Genomic DNA, 15,134 nt, shown 5'->3' on the forward strand with positions numbered 1-15,134 from the left:
CTTGTCTCACCAGCTTCCCGAAGAACCGCCACCGCCGGACGAGCCGCCGCCACCGGAGAAGCCTCCGCCACCTGAAAACCCGCCCCCGCCGGACGACCAGCCACCACCACCCGACGACCATCCACCGGACGACCGCCGGTGCGGCTCGAAGGTCATGCCGAGCCAGCGATAACGTCCGGGGCCGAGCTTCTGGCCGAAGATCGGCGGCAGGACCGAGGCCGCGATGCTGCCGAAGAAAATGATCGCCCAGATGCTGATGAAGACGGCAAAGAACAGGTCGTCGGAATTGAACGGCGCCTGCTCGTTGCGCTTGCCGCGCGCCTCCAGCTCCTCCGGATTGCCCTCCAGCACCATGATCATGTCGTCGACGGCCTTCGAGATGCCGCCGGAGAAATCGCCGGCGCGGAAGGCCGGCACCATGTCATTCTCGATGATCAGCTTGGTGTGCAGGTCGGTCAGCGTGCCTTCCAGCCCATAGCCGACCTCGATGCGCATCTTGCGGTCGTTGGGCGCAACCAGCAGCAGGACGCCGTTGTTCTTCTTGGCCTGGCCGAGCTTCCAGAAGCGGAACAGCCGGTTGGCGTAGGGTTCGATCTCCTCGCCGCCGAGGCTGGGGATGGTGGCGACGACGATCTGGTCGGAGCCCTTGGTTTCGAAGTCCGCCAGCTGCTGCGTCAGCGCCGCCTTGGTCGCGGCATCGATGATGCCGGCATTGTCGACGACGCGGCCCGTGAGCGCCGGTAGATCGGCGGCGAAGGCGGTTAGGGGGAGGAAGAGTATGCTGGCAAGAAGGCCAAGAAAGGAAAGGTAGGTGTTCCGTAGCGCCCCCCTCTGTCCTGCCGGACATCTCCCCCTCAAGGGGGGAGATTGGATGTCATCCAGGGTTTCGCCAATCGTCAAGGTTTGAGACTGGGAGCCGACCGCAAAGCTGCCAATCTCCCCCCTTGAGGGGGAGATGTCCGGCAGGACAGAGGGGGGTGTTTGCATGCCAGCGATCCGTCTTTTCGCGGAATTTATTCCGATGACTTTTCGCCGTTCACCCGCCCTGCTTCGTGCCGAAATCGACCTTCGGCACCTGCATCTTGTCTTCGTCGACGGTGAAGTTCGCGAAAGGTTGATTGCCGCGGAACCAGAGCGTCGCCCACAGCACCGAGGGGAACGTCCTCAGCGTCAGATTGTAGTCCCTGACGGCCTGGATATAGTCGCGCCGCGCCACCGCGATGCGGTTCTCCGTGCCTTCGAGCTGCGCCTGCAGCGCCAGGAAATTCTGGTTGGCCTTGAGGTCGGGATAGGCCTCCGACACCGCGATCAGCCGCGACAGCGCGCTGGTCAGCCCCGCCTGGGCATCCTGGAACTTCTTGAGCGCTTCCGGATCCTTCAGCGTTTCCGGCGTCACCGTGATCTGTGTCGCCTTGGCGCGCGCCTGGACAACGGCGTCGAGCGTGTCCTTTTCGTGCGAAGCATAGCCTTTGACCGTCTCGACCAGATTGGGGATGAGGTCGGCGCGGCGTTGATACTGGTTCAACACCTCGCTCCATGCCGCCCTGGCGTTTTCTTCCGCCGTCGGGATCGTGTTGTAGCCGCAGCCGGCAAGCAGCGGCAGCACGATTGCCATCATCAGGAAGGCGGGCAGCGTGCGGAATGGCGATGGTCGAGCAAGGCGCTGGGCAAGCATGATGGGGGTCCCTCGATAGAAGTTGCAGGCGAAGCATTACCACAATCGGCGCGCAAGAAAACGGCCCCGACCCCTGCAGCAGGCTCGGCGTATATCGTGCCGCGCAAGGCCCTGTGATTGGCCGCGCGAACGCGATAAGGTCCGATCAGAACGGGACATCATCATGGCGCGACGCCAGGACAGTGACAGCGAATCGCGCCGTATCCTCCAGCGCGTCGCGCAGGAGACCGATCCGGCCGGCAACTCTTTCGTGGCACGGACGACGAAAGGCATGCGCGACCATGTCTCGGCGGCCGATGCCGACCGCACGGACCCGATCGAAGTCTGGGGCACGCGCGTTGGCAGGATACTAGGCCTGCTTCTGGCGCTGGGCCTGATGGTCTGGCTCGTGCTTTTCCTCACCCGGGGCCGCTAGGAATCAAAAAACAATGAGCGCCGAAAAAACCGACGCGCCGCGCGCGGTCATCGTCATTTCCAGCCATGTCGCCCGTGGCTCCGTCGGCAACCGCGCCGCCGTCTTCGCGCTGGAGACGTTGGGCTTTCCGGTCTGGGCCGTGCCGACAATCATTCTGCCCTGGCATCCCGGCCATGGCCGGGCGACCCGCATCGTGCCGCCGCTCGACCAGTTCAAGGCGCTGATGGCCGATCTGGAGCGCGCGCCGTGGCTGGGTGAGGTCGGCGCCGTGCTGTCGGGCTATCTCGGCGAGCCCGGCCAGGCCGAGGCGGTCGCCTCGCTGGTCGCCGCGGTCAAGGCGAGGACGCCCGATGCCATCTATATCTGCGATCCGGTGATGGGCGATTCCGGCGGCCTTTATGTGCCCGAGCCCACCGCCGCCGCCATGCGCGACCGGCTGATGCCGATCGCCGACATCGCCACCCCCAACCGCTATGAGCTGGAATGGATGGCCGGCGCGCCGCTGCCCGACCTGAAATCGGTGATCTCGGCGGCACTCCATGCCGGACCGCCGACCATGCTGGTCACCTCGGCGCCATCCATGATTTCAGGCGGCACCGGCAATCTGCTGCTCGACGGCACCCAGGCGCTGCTGGCCGAGCACCGCCTGATCGACAAGCCACCGAACGGCCTGGGCGACCTGACCGCAGCGGTCTACCTGGCGCGCATCCTGTCCGGCCAGCCGGCGATCAAGGCGCTGCAGTCGACGACGGCGGCGGTCTACGAGATCCTGGCGCGCACGGCAAAACGCGGCGGCGACGAATTGCAGCTCGAAACCGATGCGCAGAGCCTGTCGCACCCGATGGCCATGGTCCAGCTGCGCCACCTCACGCATCCGGGGCGGGACCGCCGGGCGTGACCCCGGCCAAAGTCGTGCTCGTCGGCGTCGATGGCTGCAAGGCCGGCTGGATCGCCGTGCTGCGCGAATTCGGTTCGACACCTCGTAACCCCGACGCCGCGCCTTCGGTCGACGTCTTCCCCACCTTCGCTGCCCTGCTGGCGGCGGTCCCCGATGACGCGATCGTCGCCGTCGACATGCCGATCGGTTTACCGGAATTTTCGCAAAAGGGCGGACGCGGACCGGAGGCGCTGGTGCGGCCGCTGCTCGGCGCGCGCCAGTCCAGCGTCTTTTCGATCCCGTCCCGCGCCGCGCTCTATGCCGACACCAGCGGCTTCACCACGACCGAAGCCTGGTACGCGGCACATATCAGAGCAAGCGACGTGGCCAGGACCACATCCGATCCACCGCGCGGCGTTTCCATTCAGGCCTTCGGCATCTTCTCGAAAATCCGCGAGATCGACGCCTTGCTGATCGCGCGGCCCGAGCTGCGCGGTCGCGTCTTCGAATCGCATCCGGAAGTCGCCTTCTGCCGTCTGAACGGCGATCAGGCCATGCTGTTGCCGAAGAAGATCAAAGGAAAAGTCAATCCGGCCGGCATGGCTGAACGCAAAGCGCTGCTTTGCCGGCACGGCTATGACACGGACTTCCTCGACCAGCCGCCGCCACGTGGTGCGTCCGCCGACGATTTCCTCGACGCGGCGGCCATGATGCTGATCGCCGGCCGCATCGCCGGCGGCGAAGCAAAACCGTTTCCCAACCCGCCGCTCGCTGACGGTTTTGGCATACCGGTCGCCATCTGGGCGTGACAAAGTCGGCGGGCGTCCCGCTTTGGCGCATGGCATTTATGACCAGACCCCGCAATTCTGCATTGCTCGCAGCGGGCTTTTACCGTTAGAGCCATTCGTCGATCGCAACGAGCTGCCGCCTCCAACCGGAAAGGCCTTAGGCGCCCATGCCTCATCTTCCCGACCATCTCCTCGCCGGCTACCGCAATTTCATGAACGGCCGCTACCCCACCGAGAGCGGCCGCTATCGCGAGCTCGCCCGCGAAGGCCAGGCGCCCGAGACCATGATCGTCGCCTGTTGCGATTCGCGATCAGCGCCCGAGGCGATCTTCGACGCCGGCCCCGGCGAGCTCTTCGTGCTGCGCAATGTCGGCAATCTGGTGCCGCCCTACGAACCGGACGGCGAGTTCCATTCGACTTCGGCGGCGCTCGAATTCGCGGTGCAGAGCCTCAAGGTCAAGAACATCGTCGTCATGGGCCACGGCCGCTGCGGCGGTATCCGCGCCGCGCTCGACACCAACGCCGCGCCGCTGTCGCCCGGCGACTTCATCGGCAAGTGGATGAGCCTGATCGCGCCGGCCGCCGAGACGGTGTCGGCGAGCACCTTCATGACGGCGACGGAACGCCAGACGGCACTCGAGCGCATCTCGATCCGTTATTCCCTCGCCAATCTCAGGACCTTTCCCTGCGTCTCGATCCTCGAGGGCAAGGGGCGATTGTCGCTGCACGGCGCCTGGTTCGACATTTCGACCGGCGAGCTCTGGGTGATGAACAAGGAGACCGGCGATTTCGAGCGGCCGGTGCTGGAATGAAGGGGGCGGCGCGCCCGCTGATGGACGTCAGGCCGGTCGTTTTCACGGCAGCCTTATCGCTGTTGGCGATCATGGCCGCTGGCGCCGATGACCGCGCCATCATCAGCCGCTGGTATTCGGCTCTGCTGGTCGCCGATCGCACCGAGTTGGCGGACCTGCTCGCCGACGACGTCCGCATCAAGCTCGACGATCTCGGCGTCGTCCAGAGCAAGCAGGAATTCATCGCCTCGCTCGACGAATGGAAAGGCGCGGTTGCCGGGGCCGCTATCCGGCACCGCATCGAGAAGAGCGAAGGCGGGGTCACCACCGTGATCGCCTGCTACGATTTCCCCCACAATGACATGCTGATGCAGGAAACCTTCGCGGTGAGCGACAACCGCATCACCGCCAGATCGCAGGCCGCGATCGCAGAAAACTGCGAGGGCTACTGAGCGGAGCGGCCAACTGGCATATTGCGGGCCCGCGGACCGCGTCCTACATCGGTGACACCCTCCTTCCTGATGCCAGCGAAAGACCCTCCATGCCCTCCACGAAAGTCGTCGATCTCGCCGCCCATCCATTGACCGCGTGGCGAGACCCGCTCGGCCTGCCCGATTTTGCCCATATTGGCGACGGTGACTTTTCCCCCGTCTTCGACGCCGCGCTGAAGGCGCATGAGGCCGAGATCGACGCGATATCAGGCAACAAGGATGCGCCGACCATCGAGAACACGCTTGCAGCGCTGGAACTGGGCGGCGAGGCGCTCGATCATGTCTCGTCGATCTTCTGGTGCCGCGCCGGCGCCTACACCAACGAGACGATCCAGGCGCTGGAGCGCGATATCTCGCCGAAGATGTCCAGGCACTTCTCGGCGATCTCGATGAACGAAAAACTGTTTGCCCGCGTCGACGATCTCTACCAGCGCCGCGAAGCCCTGAAACTCGATCCCGAGACGCTGCGCGTCCTGGAGAAGACTTGGAAAGGCTTCGTCCGTTCCGGCGCCAAGCTCGACGCCGACGGCAAGATACGATTGGCCAAGATCAACGAGGAGCTGTCGTCGCTCGGTACGACTTTCGGCCAGAACGTGCTGGCCGACGAGCGCGACTGGGCGCTGTTCCTCGACGAGGCCGACCTCGTCGGCCTGCCGGAGTTCGTGAAAAGCTCGATGGCCGAGGCCGCCGAGATGCGCGGCCAGAAGGGCCGCTACGCAGTCACCCTGTCGCGCTCGATCTATGAGCCGTTCACCACCTTCTCGGAACGCCGCGACCTGCGCGAGATCGCCTATCGCGCCTTCACCATGCGCGGCCAGAATGGCGGTGCGTCCGACAACACGACCGTGGTGCGCGACATGCTGAAGCTGCGCGCCGAGAAAGCGAAGCTGCTCGGCTACGCCTCCTTCGCCGCGCTCAAGCTCGACGATACCATGGCCAAGACGCCGAAGGCGGTGCATGCGCTGCTCGACCCGGTCTGGGAAAAGGCGTTGGAGAAGGCCGCCGCCGATCAGAAGGAGCTGGAGCGTCTGGCGACGGAAGCCGGCAGCAACGAAAAATTCGCCGCCTGGGACTGGCGCTTCTACCAGGAGAAGCTGCGCGCCGAGAAGTTCGCTTTCGACGAGGCGGAGCTGAAACCCTATCTGCAGCTCGACCGTGTCATCGATGCCTGCTTCGACGTGGCGACGCGGCTGTTCGGCATCACCTTCGAGGAGAAGAAGGGCATCGCCGCCTGGCATCCGGACGCGCGTGTGTTCGTGGTGAAAAACGCCGACGGCAGCGAGCGCGGCCTGTTCCTGGCCGACTATTTCGCGCGGCCCTCGAAGCGCTCTGGCGCCTGGATGAGCGCGCTGAAGTCCGGTTACAAGCTCGGGCATGGCTCGAAGCCGGTGATCTACAACATCATGAATTTCGCCAAGCCGCCGGCGGGCGAACCGGCGCTGCTGTCGGTCGACGAGGCGAAGACCTTGTTCCACGAGTTCGGCCATGCGCTGCACGGCATGCTGACCGACGTCACCTGGCCGTCGGTGTCAGGCACCTCGGTCAGCCGCGACTTCGTCGAATTGCCCTCGCAGCTCTACGAGCACTGGTTGACGGTGCCGGCGGTGCTGGAAAAGCACGCGCTGCATGTCAAGACCGGCAAGCCGATGCCGAAGGCGCTGCTCGACAAGATGCTGGCCACGCGCACTTTCGGCGCCGGCTTCGCCACCGTCGAGTTCACCGCCTCTGCCTTGATCGACATGGCCTATCATGCACGACCCGATGCGCCGGATGCACCGCTTCGTTTCGAGGCCGAAACATTGGCAAAGCTCGAGATGCCCGACACGATCGCCATGCGTCACCGCACCCCGCATTTCGGCCATGTCTTCTCCGGGGACGGTTACTCGGCCGGCTATTATTCCTACATGTGGTCCGAGGTGCTCGACGCCGACGCCTTCGCTGCCTTCGAGGAGACGGGCGATCCCTTCAACCCCGCGCTGGCCGAGCGGCTGAGGAAGAACATCTACGCCGCCGGCGGCTCGAAGGACCCCGAAGAGCTTTACACCGCGTTTCGCGGAAAGATGCCTTCGCCGGAAGCGATGATGGTCAAGCGGGGATTGGTGTGATTAGCCGATCTCCCCCCTCGAGGGGGGAGATGGCCGGCAGGCCAGAGGGGCGCTGTCCCGCCGACCTTTCTGTGATTCGCGATTTCGACCTTCGTTGGTTTCTTGTTGTCCCAAGACTATCGGCGCCGCGATCCTTCGCGCCCCCCTCTGCCCTGCCGGGCATCTCCCCCACGAGGGGGGAGATTGGCAGGGTCGCCCGCGGCACCTGCCCAAGGATCAGCCACCCGTGGCCACACTGGCCGGGTCAGCTTGGTATAATTCGTCGCCGCCGGATTGCTGGGATACGAACTCGGCGCCGCGACATAGATGATCTCGGCGGCGATCGGCTCGAAGCCGGCGTAGAAATGGTTCGTCGACTTGATCAGCAAAATGTCTTTCGACAGCGGATCGACGCCGATGTTGGAAAAGACATCCGGCTCGAAGGTCTGCGTGCGGTTGGTGTTCAGGATCACATCGACCTCAGTGCCCTCGATGCGCACCACCGCTGACGGTCCCAATGTCACGCGGCTCGGTCCGAAACTCTGCCAGCCTTCGCTGACAGCCTTCAGCACCTTGACGCGCGCGTCGATCGGCTCGCCCGCCTGTGGCCCGGCCTTGCCGCCGAAGCGCAGGTCGATGACCGCACCCTCGCCCGCCGCCTGGCAGAAAGTCACCGCGATCGGATCCCAGATCGTCGCCACGCCAACGCTTGTGATGCCGCGCGCCAGGAGGTCGCGCAGCACAATGGTGCCGTCGCCCGGCACCCCGCCACCGGGATTGTCCCAGATATCGGCGATGACCACCGGCTTGTCCTTGCGCTGTGCGCGCACCGCGAGCGCCCGCTCGATGCCGTCGGCCGTACTCAGCATGGTCATCGCCGTCGTTTCGCGCATGGCATAGAGCTCACGTCCCAACCTCTCGGCCAGCGCATCGCCCCCGGCCTTGTCATTGTCGGTGACGACCAGGATGCGCGTGCCCATGTCCGGCACGTCGGCGGCCATGAAGCCGTGGATGACCGAGACCGACAGCACGCCGTCCTTGCCGTGCAGCGCCTTGATGCGGTCGACGAAAGAACGCATCGGCTCGCGGCTGGTCGGCAGCACCTGGATCATGCGGCAGTCGAAGGTCGAGATGACAGGTTTGATCTCGCCGCGCGCCGCGGCAAGGCCAAGCTCGACGACGTGCTCGCCGCGCTCGTAGAAATCGGTGTGCGGGAATTCGAGGAAATAGGCCATGATGTCGGATGCCGCTACGCGCTTGGGCGTCAGATGGCTGTGCGGATCGAACTCGCAGGCGATCACTACCTCAGGCCCGACGATGCCGCGCACGCGCTCCAGCAGGTCGCCCTCGCAGTCGTCATAACCCTGCGCCACCATGGCGCCATGCAGGCCCAAAATGACGGCATCAACCGGAAGTGCCGCCTTGAGCTGGCCGAGGATCTCGTCGCGCAGCGCTTCGTAGGTCTGCCGCTGCACCAGGCCGCCGGGCTCGGCCCAGGTCGCGGTGCCCTCGATCACGGTCAGGCCTTCGGCGGCCGCGCGACGGCGCAACGCGACGATCGGCGAGGAACAAAGCGTCGGCGTCTCCGGATGCTTGCCCGGCCCGGCATAGAACGCCATCTCGAACGAGGCCCGGTCGGTCGGCACCGGCGAGAAGGTGTTGGTTTCGGTCGCCAGCGAGGCGGTGAAGATGCGCATGAAAGCTCCGTAGACTTCTTGTTTGGCGCAATTCCGGACGGAAAATCGCTGCGCACTTTTCCTGGAATTGCTGGGATCGCTACTTGACCGCCCCGAGCGCGAGGCCCCGGACGAGATAACGCTGCAACCATATGAACAGGATCGCCACCGGCAAGGTGGCCAGCAGCGTCGCCGCCATGACGTGATGCCATTCGATCGTGTAGCGGCCCGCGACCAGCGAGAAGACCTGGATCGGCAGCGTGTAGCTCTCCTGGCTGCGCAGCATGGTGAGCGCCACGACGAATTCGTTCCAGGCATTGATGAAGGTGAAGATCGCCGTCACCGCGATCGCCGGCAGGCAGAGCGGCAAGAACACTTTTCGCAAGGTCAGCCAGCGGCCGGCGCCTTCCATCCAGGCCGCTTCCTCGAGATCGCGCGGAATGGTGTCGAAATAGCTCTGCAGCATCCACACGGTGAACGCGACGTTGAAGGCCATGTAGATGAAGCCGAGCGCGGTGGTCGATTCGACCAGCCCCCAGGCGGCCATCAGCCGGAACAGGCCGAGCACCAGCACGATCGGCGAGATCATCTGCGAGATCAGCAGGAACTGGCGGAACGCGCCGTAACCGGCGAAGCGAAAGCGCGACATCGCGTAAGCCGCCGGCACCGAGATCAAGATGGCGCCGACGGTGGCGATCACGGAGACATAGAGCGAGTTGGCCAGCGCCTGGCCGAAGCCGGTCGCCACCCACATGTCGGAAAAATTCGACCAGCGGAACTCGCTCGGCCACCATGTGGGTGTCAGCACCTCGGTCCGCGGCTTCACTGCGGTCAGGAACATCACGGCGAAGGGAAAGATCGTCACCACGATCAAGGGCGCCAGCAGCAGCCAGGCGATGACGGTCCGCTTCAGCTTGCTGCTCATGCGCGCTGCTCCCGCATGGCGAGGCGCACATAGATCATGGTGAAGATCAGCAATATGGCGAACATCACCAGCGACACCGCCGAGGCCTCGCCCAGTTTGCCGATGCGGAAGGCGAGCTTGTAGAGATGGGTGACCAGGATGTCGGTCGAATTGGCTGGCCCGCCCTGCGTCATCACCCAGATGATCGGGAACGAGTTGAAGACGTAGATGGTGTTGAGCACGATGGCGATGTTGATGAAGGGTTTCAGGAGCGGAAAGGTGATCTCGCGGAACTGCTGCACCGGCGTTGCTCCTTCGAGTGCAGCCGCTTCGTAGAGATCGTCCGGGATCGACGACAGGCCGCCGAGGAAGATCGTCGTGGTGAACGGCACCGTCACCAATATGCCGATCAGCACCTGCATCGGAAAGGCGGTGCCGGCCTGTGCCAGCCACTGGATGTTGTGGTCGATCAGGCCAAGCCCGATCAGCGCCGAATTCAGCATGCCGCTTTCGCCGCTCAGCGCCCAGCGCCAGACCACCGCCGTCATGGTCAGCGACACCGCCCAGGGCAGCATGATGATGACGCGGGCAAGGCCACGGCCATAGAAATCGGTGTTGAGGATCATCGCCACCGGGATCGAGACCAGCAGCGCACCGCCGACCACCAGCACGGTCCAAAGCCCGGTGCGCCAGAGCGCGGCGACGAAATCAGGATCGGCGGTCAGCACGGCAAAATTGGCAAGGCCGCTGAACTCGCGCAGCTGGCCAAAGCGATTGACGTCATGCGTCGCGATCTGGATCAGGTCCCAGACCGGCCAGAAGATGACCACCGCCGCCAGGAACAGGCTGGGCAAGGTCAGGAGATAGGGCAGGAAGCGATTTTGCATCGGCTGGGTGTACCGTAATTGCCGTGGGCTTGGTGGCCTTCAATTCCTTACACGCGGTCTGCGCTGCCCCTCACCTGCCTGCCGGCATCCTCTCCCCGTATAGTGACGGGGAGAGGGGCGCTTTCGTCGCCGATTTCGCCAATCACCAGCGTCCAAGAAGGGCGCCGAGGTTGGGGCCAGCCTCTTTCTCCCCGTCGCTATACGGGGAGAAATGCCCGGCAGGGCAATGAGGGGCGGCGCGACATCGACGATCTTGTTCCGATTTGCCTTGTCGGTCTTCGCCATTTATCGCAGGCACCGCTGCATACTTCTTCTAAAAGTGTGGCGCGCCCCACCTGAGTCGGGGGCGCGCCACGGGCGCAGGGAGATACGCCCTATTTCTTCAGCACCGCCCCTATTTCTTCAGCACCGCATTGGCCTTCGCCGCGGCGTCCTTCAAGATTGTCTCGGGATCGCCGCCGAGATAGATCTTCTGCATGGCATCCGAGGTGATCTGGGCGACTTCTTCCCAGCCCGGGATGACGGGCGCGAAACGGGCGTCCGGTAGCAGTGCGGTAAAGGCGGCCAGATCGGCGTTGTTGACGTAATAATCCATCTTGGCCTCTTCCTTGTTCACCGGCAGGAAGCCTTCACCTTGCGTGAACTTGGCGCGCTGCTCCGTGGTGAACAGGAAGTCCATCAGCTTCCAGGCCTCGTCCTTGTTCTTGGAGTTCTTGAACATGATCATGGAGTCGGTGACTCCATAGGTGCCGCGCGCGCCGGTCGGACCCGCTGGAATGGCGGCCACGCCGTATTTGAGGCTCGGCGCCTCCTCCTTGATCTGGTTGGACAGGAAGGGCGCCGTGATCATCATGCCGACCTTGCCCTGCTTGAACAGGTTCTGCACGTCCTCGCGGTTGTTGGAGGTGACGCCGGGCTCGGTCAGCCCCTCGTCGATCATCGACTTGTAGAGCTTGGCGGCTGCCAGCGCGCCCGGCGTGCTCAGGCCCGACGTGCCGTCCTTGTTGAGGATCTCGGTGCCCTGCGACCACATCGCGTAGTAGTAATAGACGTCGGTCTCGATCTCCTTGCCCTGCAGGCCGAAGCCGAAGGCGCCCTGCGCCTTGATCTTGCGCGCATCCTCCTGCAGTTCGGTCCAGGTTGCCGGCGGCTTGGCGATGCCGGCCTTTTCGAACAGATCCTTGTTGTAATACATGGCGCGCGCCGAGGCGGCGATCGGCAGGCCGTAGGTCTTGCCGCCCATGATCGAGGGCGACAAGAAGGTGTCGATGAAGCGGCCCTTGAATTCGGGCGTGATATAGCTGTCGAGCGGCTCGGCCACATCCTGCTGGACGAAGTCGATCAGCCAGCGCGTGCCGATGATGGAGAGATCCGCATTGGTACCGGCGGTGATGTCGGTGGTCAGCTTCTGCAACAGCACATCCCACGGCACCACCTCGAATTTGACCGTGATGCCAGGGTTCTTCGCCTCGAACTCCTTCTTCACCTGCTCGAAGTAGGGGCCGGTCTTGGCGCTGTATTCCGCGACGGTAACCCGCACTTCGCCGGCCTCTGCCTGCGCCGCGAAGGCCAGCATGCCCATTCCGGCCATCAGGCCGGCAGTCCATTTTGCAAGGTTCATCCGATCTCTCCCATTTGTTTCGCGCATTCGCGCTCCTTGTGCCGGTGCTGACACAAGATTTATGTGACTTTCCTACATTATCGATGAATTCGCCGCGCGCAAGCGGATTAATATGTTGCTTAATTACATCTCGTTCTTTAGCCTCCCGGCATCTGCCTGACCTGCGGGAGGAGCAAGCGCCGTGGTTTCGAGAGCCGAATTCGAAGGCAGGACCGTCGTGGTCACCGGCGCCGGTGGCGGCCTTGGCTCGGCGATCGTCGCACTGCTGGCCGGCAGGGGCGCGCGGGTGGTCGGCTGCGACCGGGCGCAAGAGGCGCTGGCGAGCCCGCACCTTGCCTCGCGCCATGTCTTCGACCTTCTTGATCGCGATTCAGTCGAAGCCGCGATCGCCGCGGTGCTCGAAAAGGACGGCGTTCCCGACATCCTGATCAACAATGCCGGCTGGACCCGCGCCGAGACGCTTGATGCGCTGACGGCGGACAGGATCGAGCATGAACTCGACCTCAATTTGACCGGCGTGATGATTTTCGCCGATCCCATGGTCAAGGCGATGGCCGCGCGCGGTTCGGGCAGCGTCGTCTTCATTTCTTCCGTCAACGCCATCGCGCATTTCGGCAACCCCGCCTATGCCGCCGCCAAGGCCGGCATCAACGCCTATGCCAAATCGATCGCCGTCGAACTCGGCCGCAACGGCGTGCGCGCCAATGTGGTCTGCCCCGGATCGATCCGCACCGCCGCCTGGGACCATCGCCTCGCCAAGAACCCTGACATAATCGGCAAGCTGCAGCGGCTCTATCCGCTCGGCCGCATCGTCAACGCCTCGGAAGTCGCCGAAGCGGTGGCTTTCCTTGCTTCCGACCGGGCCTCGGGCGTAACAGGGGTGGTGATGCCCGTGGATGCGGGGCTGACGGCCGGCTGCCTGCCGTTCATCGACGACATATTGGGAGCGTGACCATGACCGACGTCGATTTTCGCAACCTGTCGAAATCCTTCGGCCAGCACAAGATTCTCGAGGAGATCAGCCTCGACATCAAGAGCGGCGAGTTCGTCGTGCTGGTCGGTCCGTCCGGCTGCGGCAAGTCGACCTTGCTGCGCATGCTGGCAGGATTGGAGACCATCAGTTCCGGCGATCTCCTGATCGGCGGCACGCGCGCCAACGACCTGCCGCCGCAACAGCGCAACATCGCCATGGTGTTCCAGTCCTATGCGCTGTTCCCGCACCTGAAGGCTTCCGACAATATCGGCTTCGGTCCGAAAATCCGGGGCGAGAACCGCACGGCCATCGACCAGAAGGTCAAGAAGGCGTCCGGCGTCCTCAACCTGTTCTCTTACCTCGACCGCTATCCCCGCCAGCTCTCGGGCGGCCAGCGCCAGCGCGTCGCCATGGGCCGCGCCATCGTGCGCGAACCCTCGGTGTTCCTGTTCGACGAGCCGCTCAGCAATCTCGACGCACAGCTGCGCGTGCAGATGCGCACCGAGATCAAGGCGCTGCACCAGCGGCTGAAATCGACCATCGTCTACGTCACCCACGACCAAATCGAGGCCATGACCATGGCCGACCGCATCGTCGTGATGGATCGCGGCAGGATCCAACAGGTCGGGGCGCCGCTGGAGCTCTACGACAGGCCGGCCAACAAGTTCGTCGCCGGCTTCCTCGGCTCGCCGTCGATGAGTTTTGTGTCCGGTGCCCTCAAGACGACGCCCGAGAAAACCTGGTTCGAGTCGGTCGGCGGCGGCCGGCTTGCGCTCGCTGGCAAGCCGGTGCCGGCAGGCAGTGCGGTGGAGGCGGGCATCCGGCCCGAGCATTTCATCGTCGGTGAAGCCACCGATGCCATGACGCTCAAGGTTGATGTCGTCGAGCCGACCGGTTCCGAAACCCATGTCTACGGCGCCATTGGCACTGATACGGTACGCGCCGTGTTCCGCGACCGGCTGCCGGTCCGGCCAGGCGACCTGCTGCCGGTCTCCGTCGATCCCGGCAACATCCATCTGTTCGACACGGCGACGGGCCTGCCGCTGAGATGACGACGGAAACGCTGATATGAAGACGCCTGCCGACATCATCACGCGGCTGCAGCTGATGTCGCAGGACGGCACCAAGTCGGATCGCCGGCTGGCGAGCCTCGTTCTGTCCGATCTCGACTTCGCCTCCAAGGCCGCGATCTCCGAGATCGCCGCGCGCGTCGGCGTCAGTGAGCCGACGGTCACCCGTTTCTGCCGCAATCTCGGCTGCGAGGGCCTGCGCGACTTCAAATTCTATCTGGCGCAGGCCATCGCCATCGGCGGCCAGTATCTGTCGCCGGAACCGCTGAGCCGCGACGCCCGCGAGCAGCGCATCGCATCGGCCATCACCGAAGCGGCTGTCACAGCCATCCAGCGCGCCAGCGAGAATCTCGACATGACGACGCTGGTCGACGTCGCCGCGCGCCTTGCGGCATCGGGCAATGTGCTGTGCATCGGTTCGGGTGGCATTTCCTCGATGATGGCTACCGAGATGCAGAACCGGCTGTTCAGGCTCGGCCTGCCGGTGCTGGCTCAGATCGACGGGCAACTGCAGCGCATGTATGCCGCCGTCGCCACGCCGGACACCACCGTGGTCGCCTTCTCGGTCTCCGGCTACGCGCGCTCGGTCATCGAGGCGGTGCAGGTCGCCCAGCAATATGGCGCCGCCACGGTGGCCGTCACCGCGCCCGACTCCGCATTGGCCAAGGCCGCCGACACGGTCATCCACCTGCAGCCGCTCGAGGACGGCAACATCTACAAGCCGACATCGTCGCGCTACGCGCTGCTGGCGATCGTCGACATGATCGTGACATCGGTCGCCGAGACGCGCGGCCCGAAGGTGCTAGAGAACCTGCGCCGCATCAAGCAGAGCGTGAACACGCTGAAGGTGGACGATCCGCGTTTGCCGCTGGGAGATTGAAC

Annotated in this window: 15 protein-coding genes; 9 read left to right on the forward strand and 6 right to left on the reverse strand. The window is 64.3% G+C overall.

Annotated features, from left to right (window positions below; genetic code table 11):
- Window positions 1-6: 6 nt before the first annotated feature.
- Both LB543_RS12185 and LB543_RS12190 read right to left on the reverse strand, forming a co-directional pair.
- Window positions 7-858 carry a TPM domain-containing protein gene (locus LB543_RS12185; protein WP_224614268.1) on the reverse strand — a complete coding sequence of 284 codons (852 nt, stop codon included), beginning with the start codon at window positions 856-858 and terminating at the stop codon, window positions 7-9.
- A 178-nt stretch (window positions 859-1,036) separates the two neighbouring features.
- On the reverse strand, window positions 1,037-1,675 hold the full coding sequence (locus LB543_RS12190) for a LemA family protein (RefSeq protein ID WP_140761642.1): 639 nt from the start codon (window positions 1,673-1,675) through the stop codon (window positions 1,037-1,039).
- Between the two features lie 163 nt (window positions 1,676-1,838).
- Here LB543_RS12190 and LB543_RS12195 point away from each other — a divergent pair, with 163 nt between their 5' ends.
- The 6 genes from LB543_RS12195 to LB543_RS12220 all read left to right on the forward strand — a co-directional run bounded on the left by LB543_RS12195 (window position 1,839) and on the right by LB543_RS12220 (window position 7,142).
- Entirely contained in the window at window positions 1,839-2,090 is a 252-nt protein-coding gene (locus tag LB543_RS12195) for a hypothetical protein (protein ID WP_224614269.1), read from the forward strand.
- A 13-nt stretch (window positions 2,091-2,103) separates the two neighbouring features.
- Window positions 2,104-2,988 (forward strand): pyridoxal kinase PdxY, encoded by an 885-nt coding sequence (gene pdxY, locus LB543_RS12200; protein WP_140761637.1) that lies wholly within the window; start codon window positions 2,104-2,106, stop codon window positions 2,986-2,988.
- Window positions 2,985-3,776, forward strand: a complete 792-nt coding sequence (locus LB543_RS12205; RefSeq protein ID WP_224614270.1) for a DUF429 domain-containing protein — start codon at window positions 2,985-2,987, stop codon at window positions 3,774-3,776. The genes pdxY and LB543_RS12205 overlap by 4 nt, the downstream gene beginning before the upstream one ends.
- A gap of 146 nt (window positions 3,777-3,922) precedes the next feature.
- Complete coding sequence (locus LB543_RS12210; RefSeq protein WP_224614271.1) at window positions 3,923-4,567, forward strand: carbonic anhydrase; 645 nt, start codon at window positions 3,923-3,925, stop codon at window positions 4,565-4,567.
- Window positions 4,564-4,998, forward strand: a complete 435-nt coding sequence (locus LB543_RS12215) for a nuclear transport factor 2 family protein (protein ID WP_224614272.1) — start codon at window positions 4,564-4,566, stop codon at window positions 4,996-4,998. Before LB543_RS12210 ends, LB543_RS12215 begins: the two co-directional genes overlap by 4 nt.
- 89 nt (window positions 4,999-5,087) lie before the next feature.
- Window positions 5,088-7,142 carry a M3 family metallopeptidase gene (locus tag LB543_RS12220; RefSeq protein ID WP_224614273.1) on the forward strand — a complete coding sequence of 685 codons (2,055 nt, stop codon included), beginning with the start codon at window positions 5,088-5,090 and terminating at the stop codon, window positions 7,140-7,142.
- Window positions 7,143-7,258: 116 nt separating this feature from the next.
- Here LB543_RS12220 and LB543_RS12225 read toward each other — a convergent pair whose 3' ends face one another.
- The 4 genes from LB543_RS12225 to LB543_RS12240 all read right to left on the reverse strand — a co-directional run bounded on the left by LB543_RS12225 (window position 7,259) and on the right by LB543_RS12240 (window position 12,209).
- Entirely contained in the window at window positions 7,259-8,818 is a 1,560-nt protein-coding gene (locus LB543_RS12225; protein ID WP_224614274.1) for a M81 family metallopeptidase, read from the reverse strand.
- Window positions 8,819-8,897: 79 nt separating this feature from the next.
- Window positions 8,898-9,722 (reverse strand): carbohydrate ABC transporter permease, encoded by an 825-nt coding sequence (locus LB543_RS12230; RefSeq protein WP_224614275.1) that lies wholly within the window; start codon window positions 9,720-9,722, stop codon window positions 8,898-8,900.
- The gene (locus LB543_RS12235; protein WP_224614276.1) at window positions 9,719-10,588 is read right to left on the reverse strand and encodes a carbohydrate ABC transporter permease; all 870 of its coding nucleotides are present in this window, start codon (window positions 10,586-10,588) and stop codon (window positions 9,719-9,721) included. Before LB543_RS12235 ends, LB543_RS12230 begins: the two co-directional genes overlap by 4 nt.
- Window positions 10,589-10,982: 394 nt before the next feature.
- Entirely contained in the window at window positions 10,983-12,209 is a 1,227-nt protein-coding gene (locus tag LB543_RS12240; RefSeq protein ID WP_224591855.1) for an ABC transporter substrate-binding protein, read from the reverse strand.
- A 181-nt stretch (window positions 12,210-12,390) separates the two neighbouring features.
- On the opposite strand from LB543_RS12240, the gene LB543_RS12245 reads away from it, so the two are divergent.
- The 3 genes from LB543_RS12245 to LB543_RS12255 are packed head-to-tail and all read left to right on the forward strand — an operon-like array spanning window position 12,391 to window position 15,132.
- The gene (locus LB543_RS12245; protein ID WP_224614277.1) at window positions 12,391-13,161 is read left to right on the forward strand and encodes an SDR family NAD(P)-dependent oxidoreductase; all 771 of its coding nucleotides are present in this window, start codon (window positions 12,391-12,393) and stop codon (window positions 13,159-13,161) included.
- Window positions 13,162-13,163: 2 nt separating this feature from the next.
- A complete protein-coding gene (locus LB543_RS12250) occupies window positions 13,164-14,234 on the forward strand; it encodes an ABC transporter ATP-binding protein (protein WP_224614278.1) in 1,071 nt (356 codons plus the stop codon).
- Window positions 14,235-14,250: 16 nt separating this feature from the next.
- Complete coding sequence (locus LB543_RS12255; protein WP_140811118.1) at window positions 14,251-15,132, forward strand: MurR/RpiR family transcriptional regulator; 882 nt, start codon at window positions 14,251-14,253, stop codon at window positions 15,130-15,132.
- The last annotated feature ends 2 nt before the right edge of the window (window positions 15,133-15,134 follow it).

Origin of the sequence: Mesorhizobium sp. ESP7-2 (assembly GCF_020164715.1) — a bacterium.
In the GTDB taxonomy this organism is placed as follows: domain Bacteria; phylum Pseudomonadota; class Alphaproteobacteria; order Rhizobiales; family Rhizobiaceae; genus Mesorhizobium.

Bases quoted from the DNA above. Each gene is read 5' to 3' on its own strand.
- LB543_RS12220 (WP_224614273.1), top strand. From the start codon at position 5,088: ATGCCCTCCACGAAAGTCGTCGATCTCGCCGCCCATCCATTGACCGCG.
- LB543_RS12240 (WP_224591855.1), bottom strand. From the start codon at position 12,209: ATGAACCTTGCAAAATGGACTGCCGGCCTGATGGCCGGAATGGGCATG.
- pdxY (WP_140761637.1), top strand. From the start codon at position 2,104: ATGAGCGCCGAAAAAACCGACGCGCCGCGCGCGGTCATCGTCATTTCC.
- LB543_RS12230 (WP_224614275.1), bottom strand. From the start codon at position 9,722: ATGAGCAGCAAGCTGAAGCGGACCGTCATCGCCTGGCTGCTGCTGGCG.
- LB543_RS12190 (WP_140761642.1), bottom strand. From the start codon at position 1,675: ATGCTTGCCCAGCGCCTTGCTCGACCATCGCCATTCCGCACGCTGCCC.
- LB543_RS12235 (WP_224614276.1), bottom strand. From the start codon at position 10,588: ATGCAAAATCGCTTCCTGCCCTATCTCCTGACCTTGCCCAGCCTGTTC.
- LB543_RS12215 (WP_224614272.1), top strand. From the start codon at position 4,564: ATGAAGGGGGCGGCGCGCCCGCTGATGGACGTCAGGCCGGTCGTTTTC.
- LB543_RS12210 (WP_224614271.1), top strand. From the start codon at position 3,923: ATGCCTCATCTTCCCGACCATCTCCTCGCCGGCTACCGCAATTTCATG.
- LB543_RS12250 (WP_224614278.1), top strand. From the start codon at position 13,164: ATGACCGACGTCGATTTTCGCAACCTGTCGAAATCCTTCGGCCAGCAC.
- LB543_RS12195 (WP_224614269.1), top strand. From the start codon at position 1,839: ATGGCGCGACGCCAGGACAGTGACAGCGAATCGCGCCGTATCCTCCAG.
- LB543_RS12225 (WP_224614274.1), bottom strand. From the start codon at position 8,818: ATGCGCATCTTCACCGCCTCGCTGGCGACCGAAACCAACACCTTCTCG.
- LB543_RS12255 (WP_140811118.1), top strand. From the start codon at position 14,251: ATGAAGACGCCTGCCGACATCATCACGCGGCTGCAGCTGATGTCGCAG.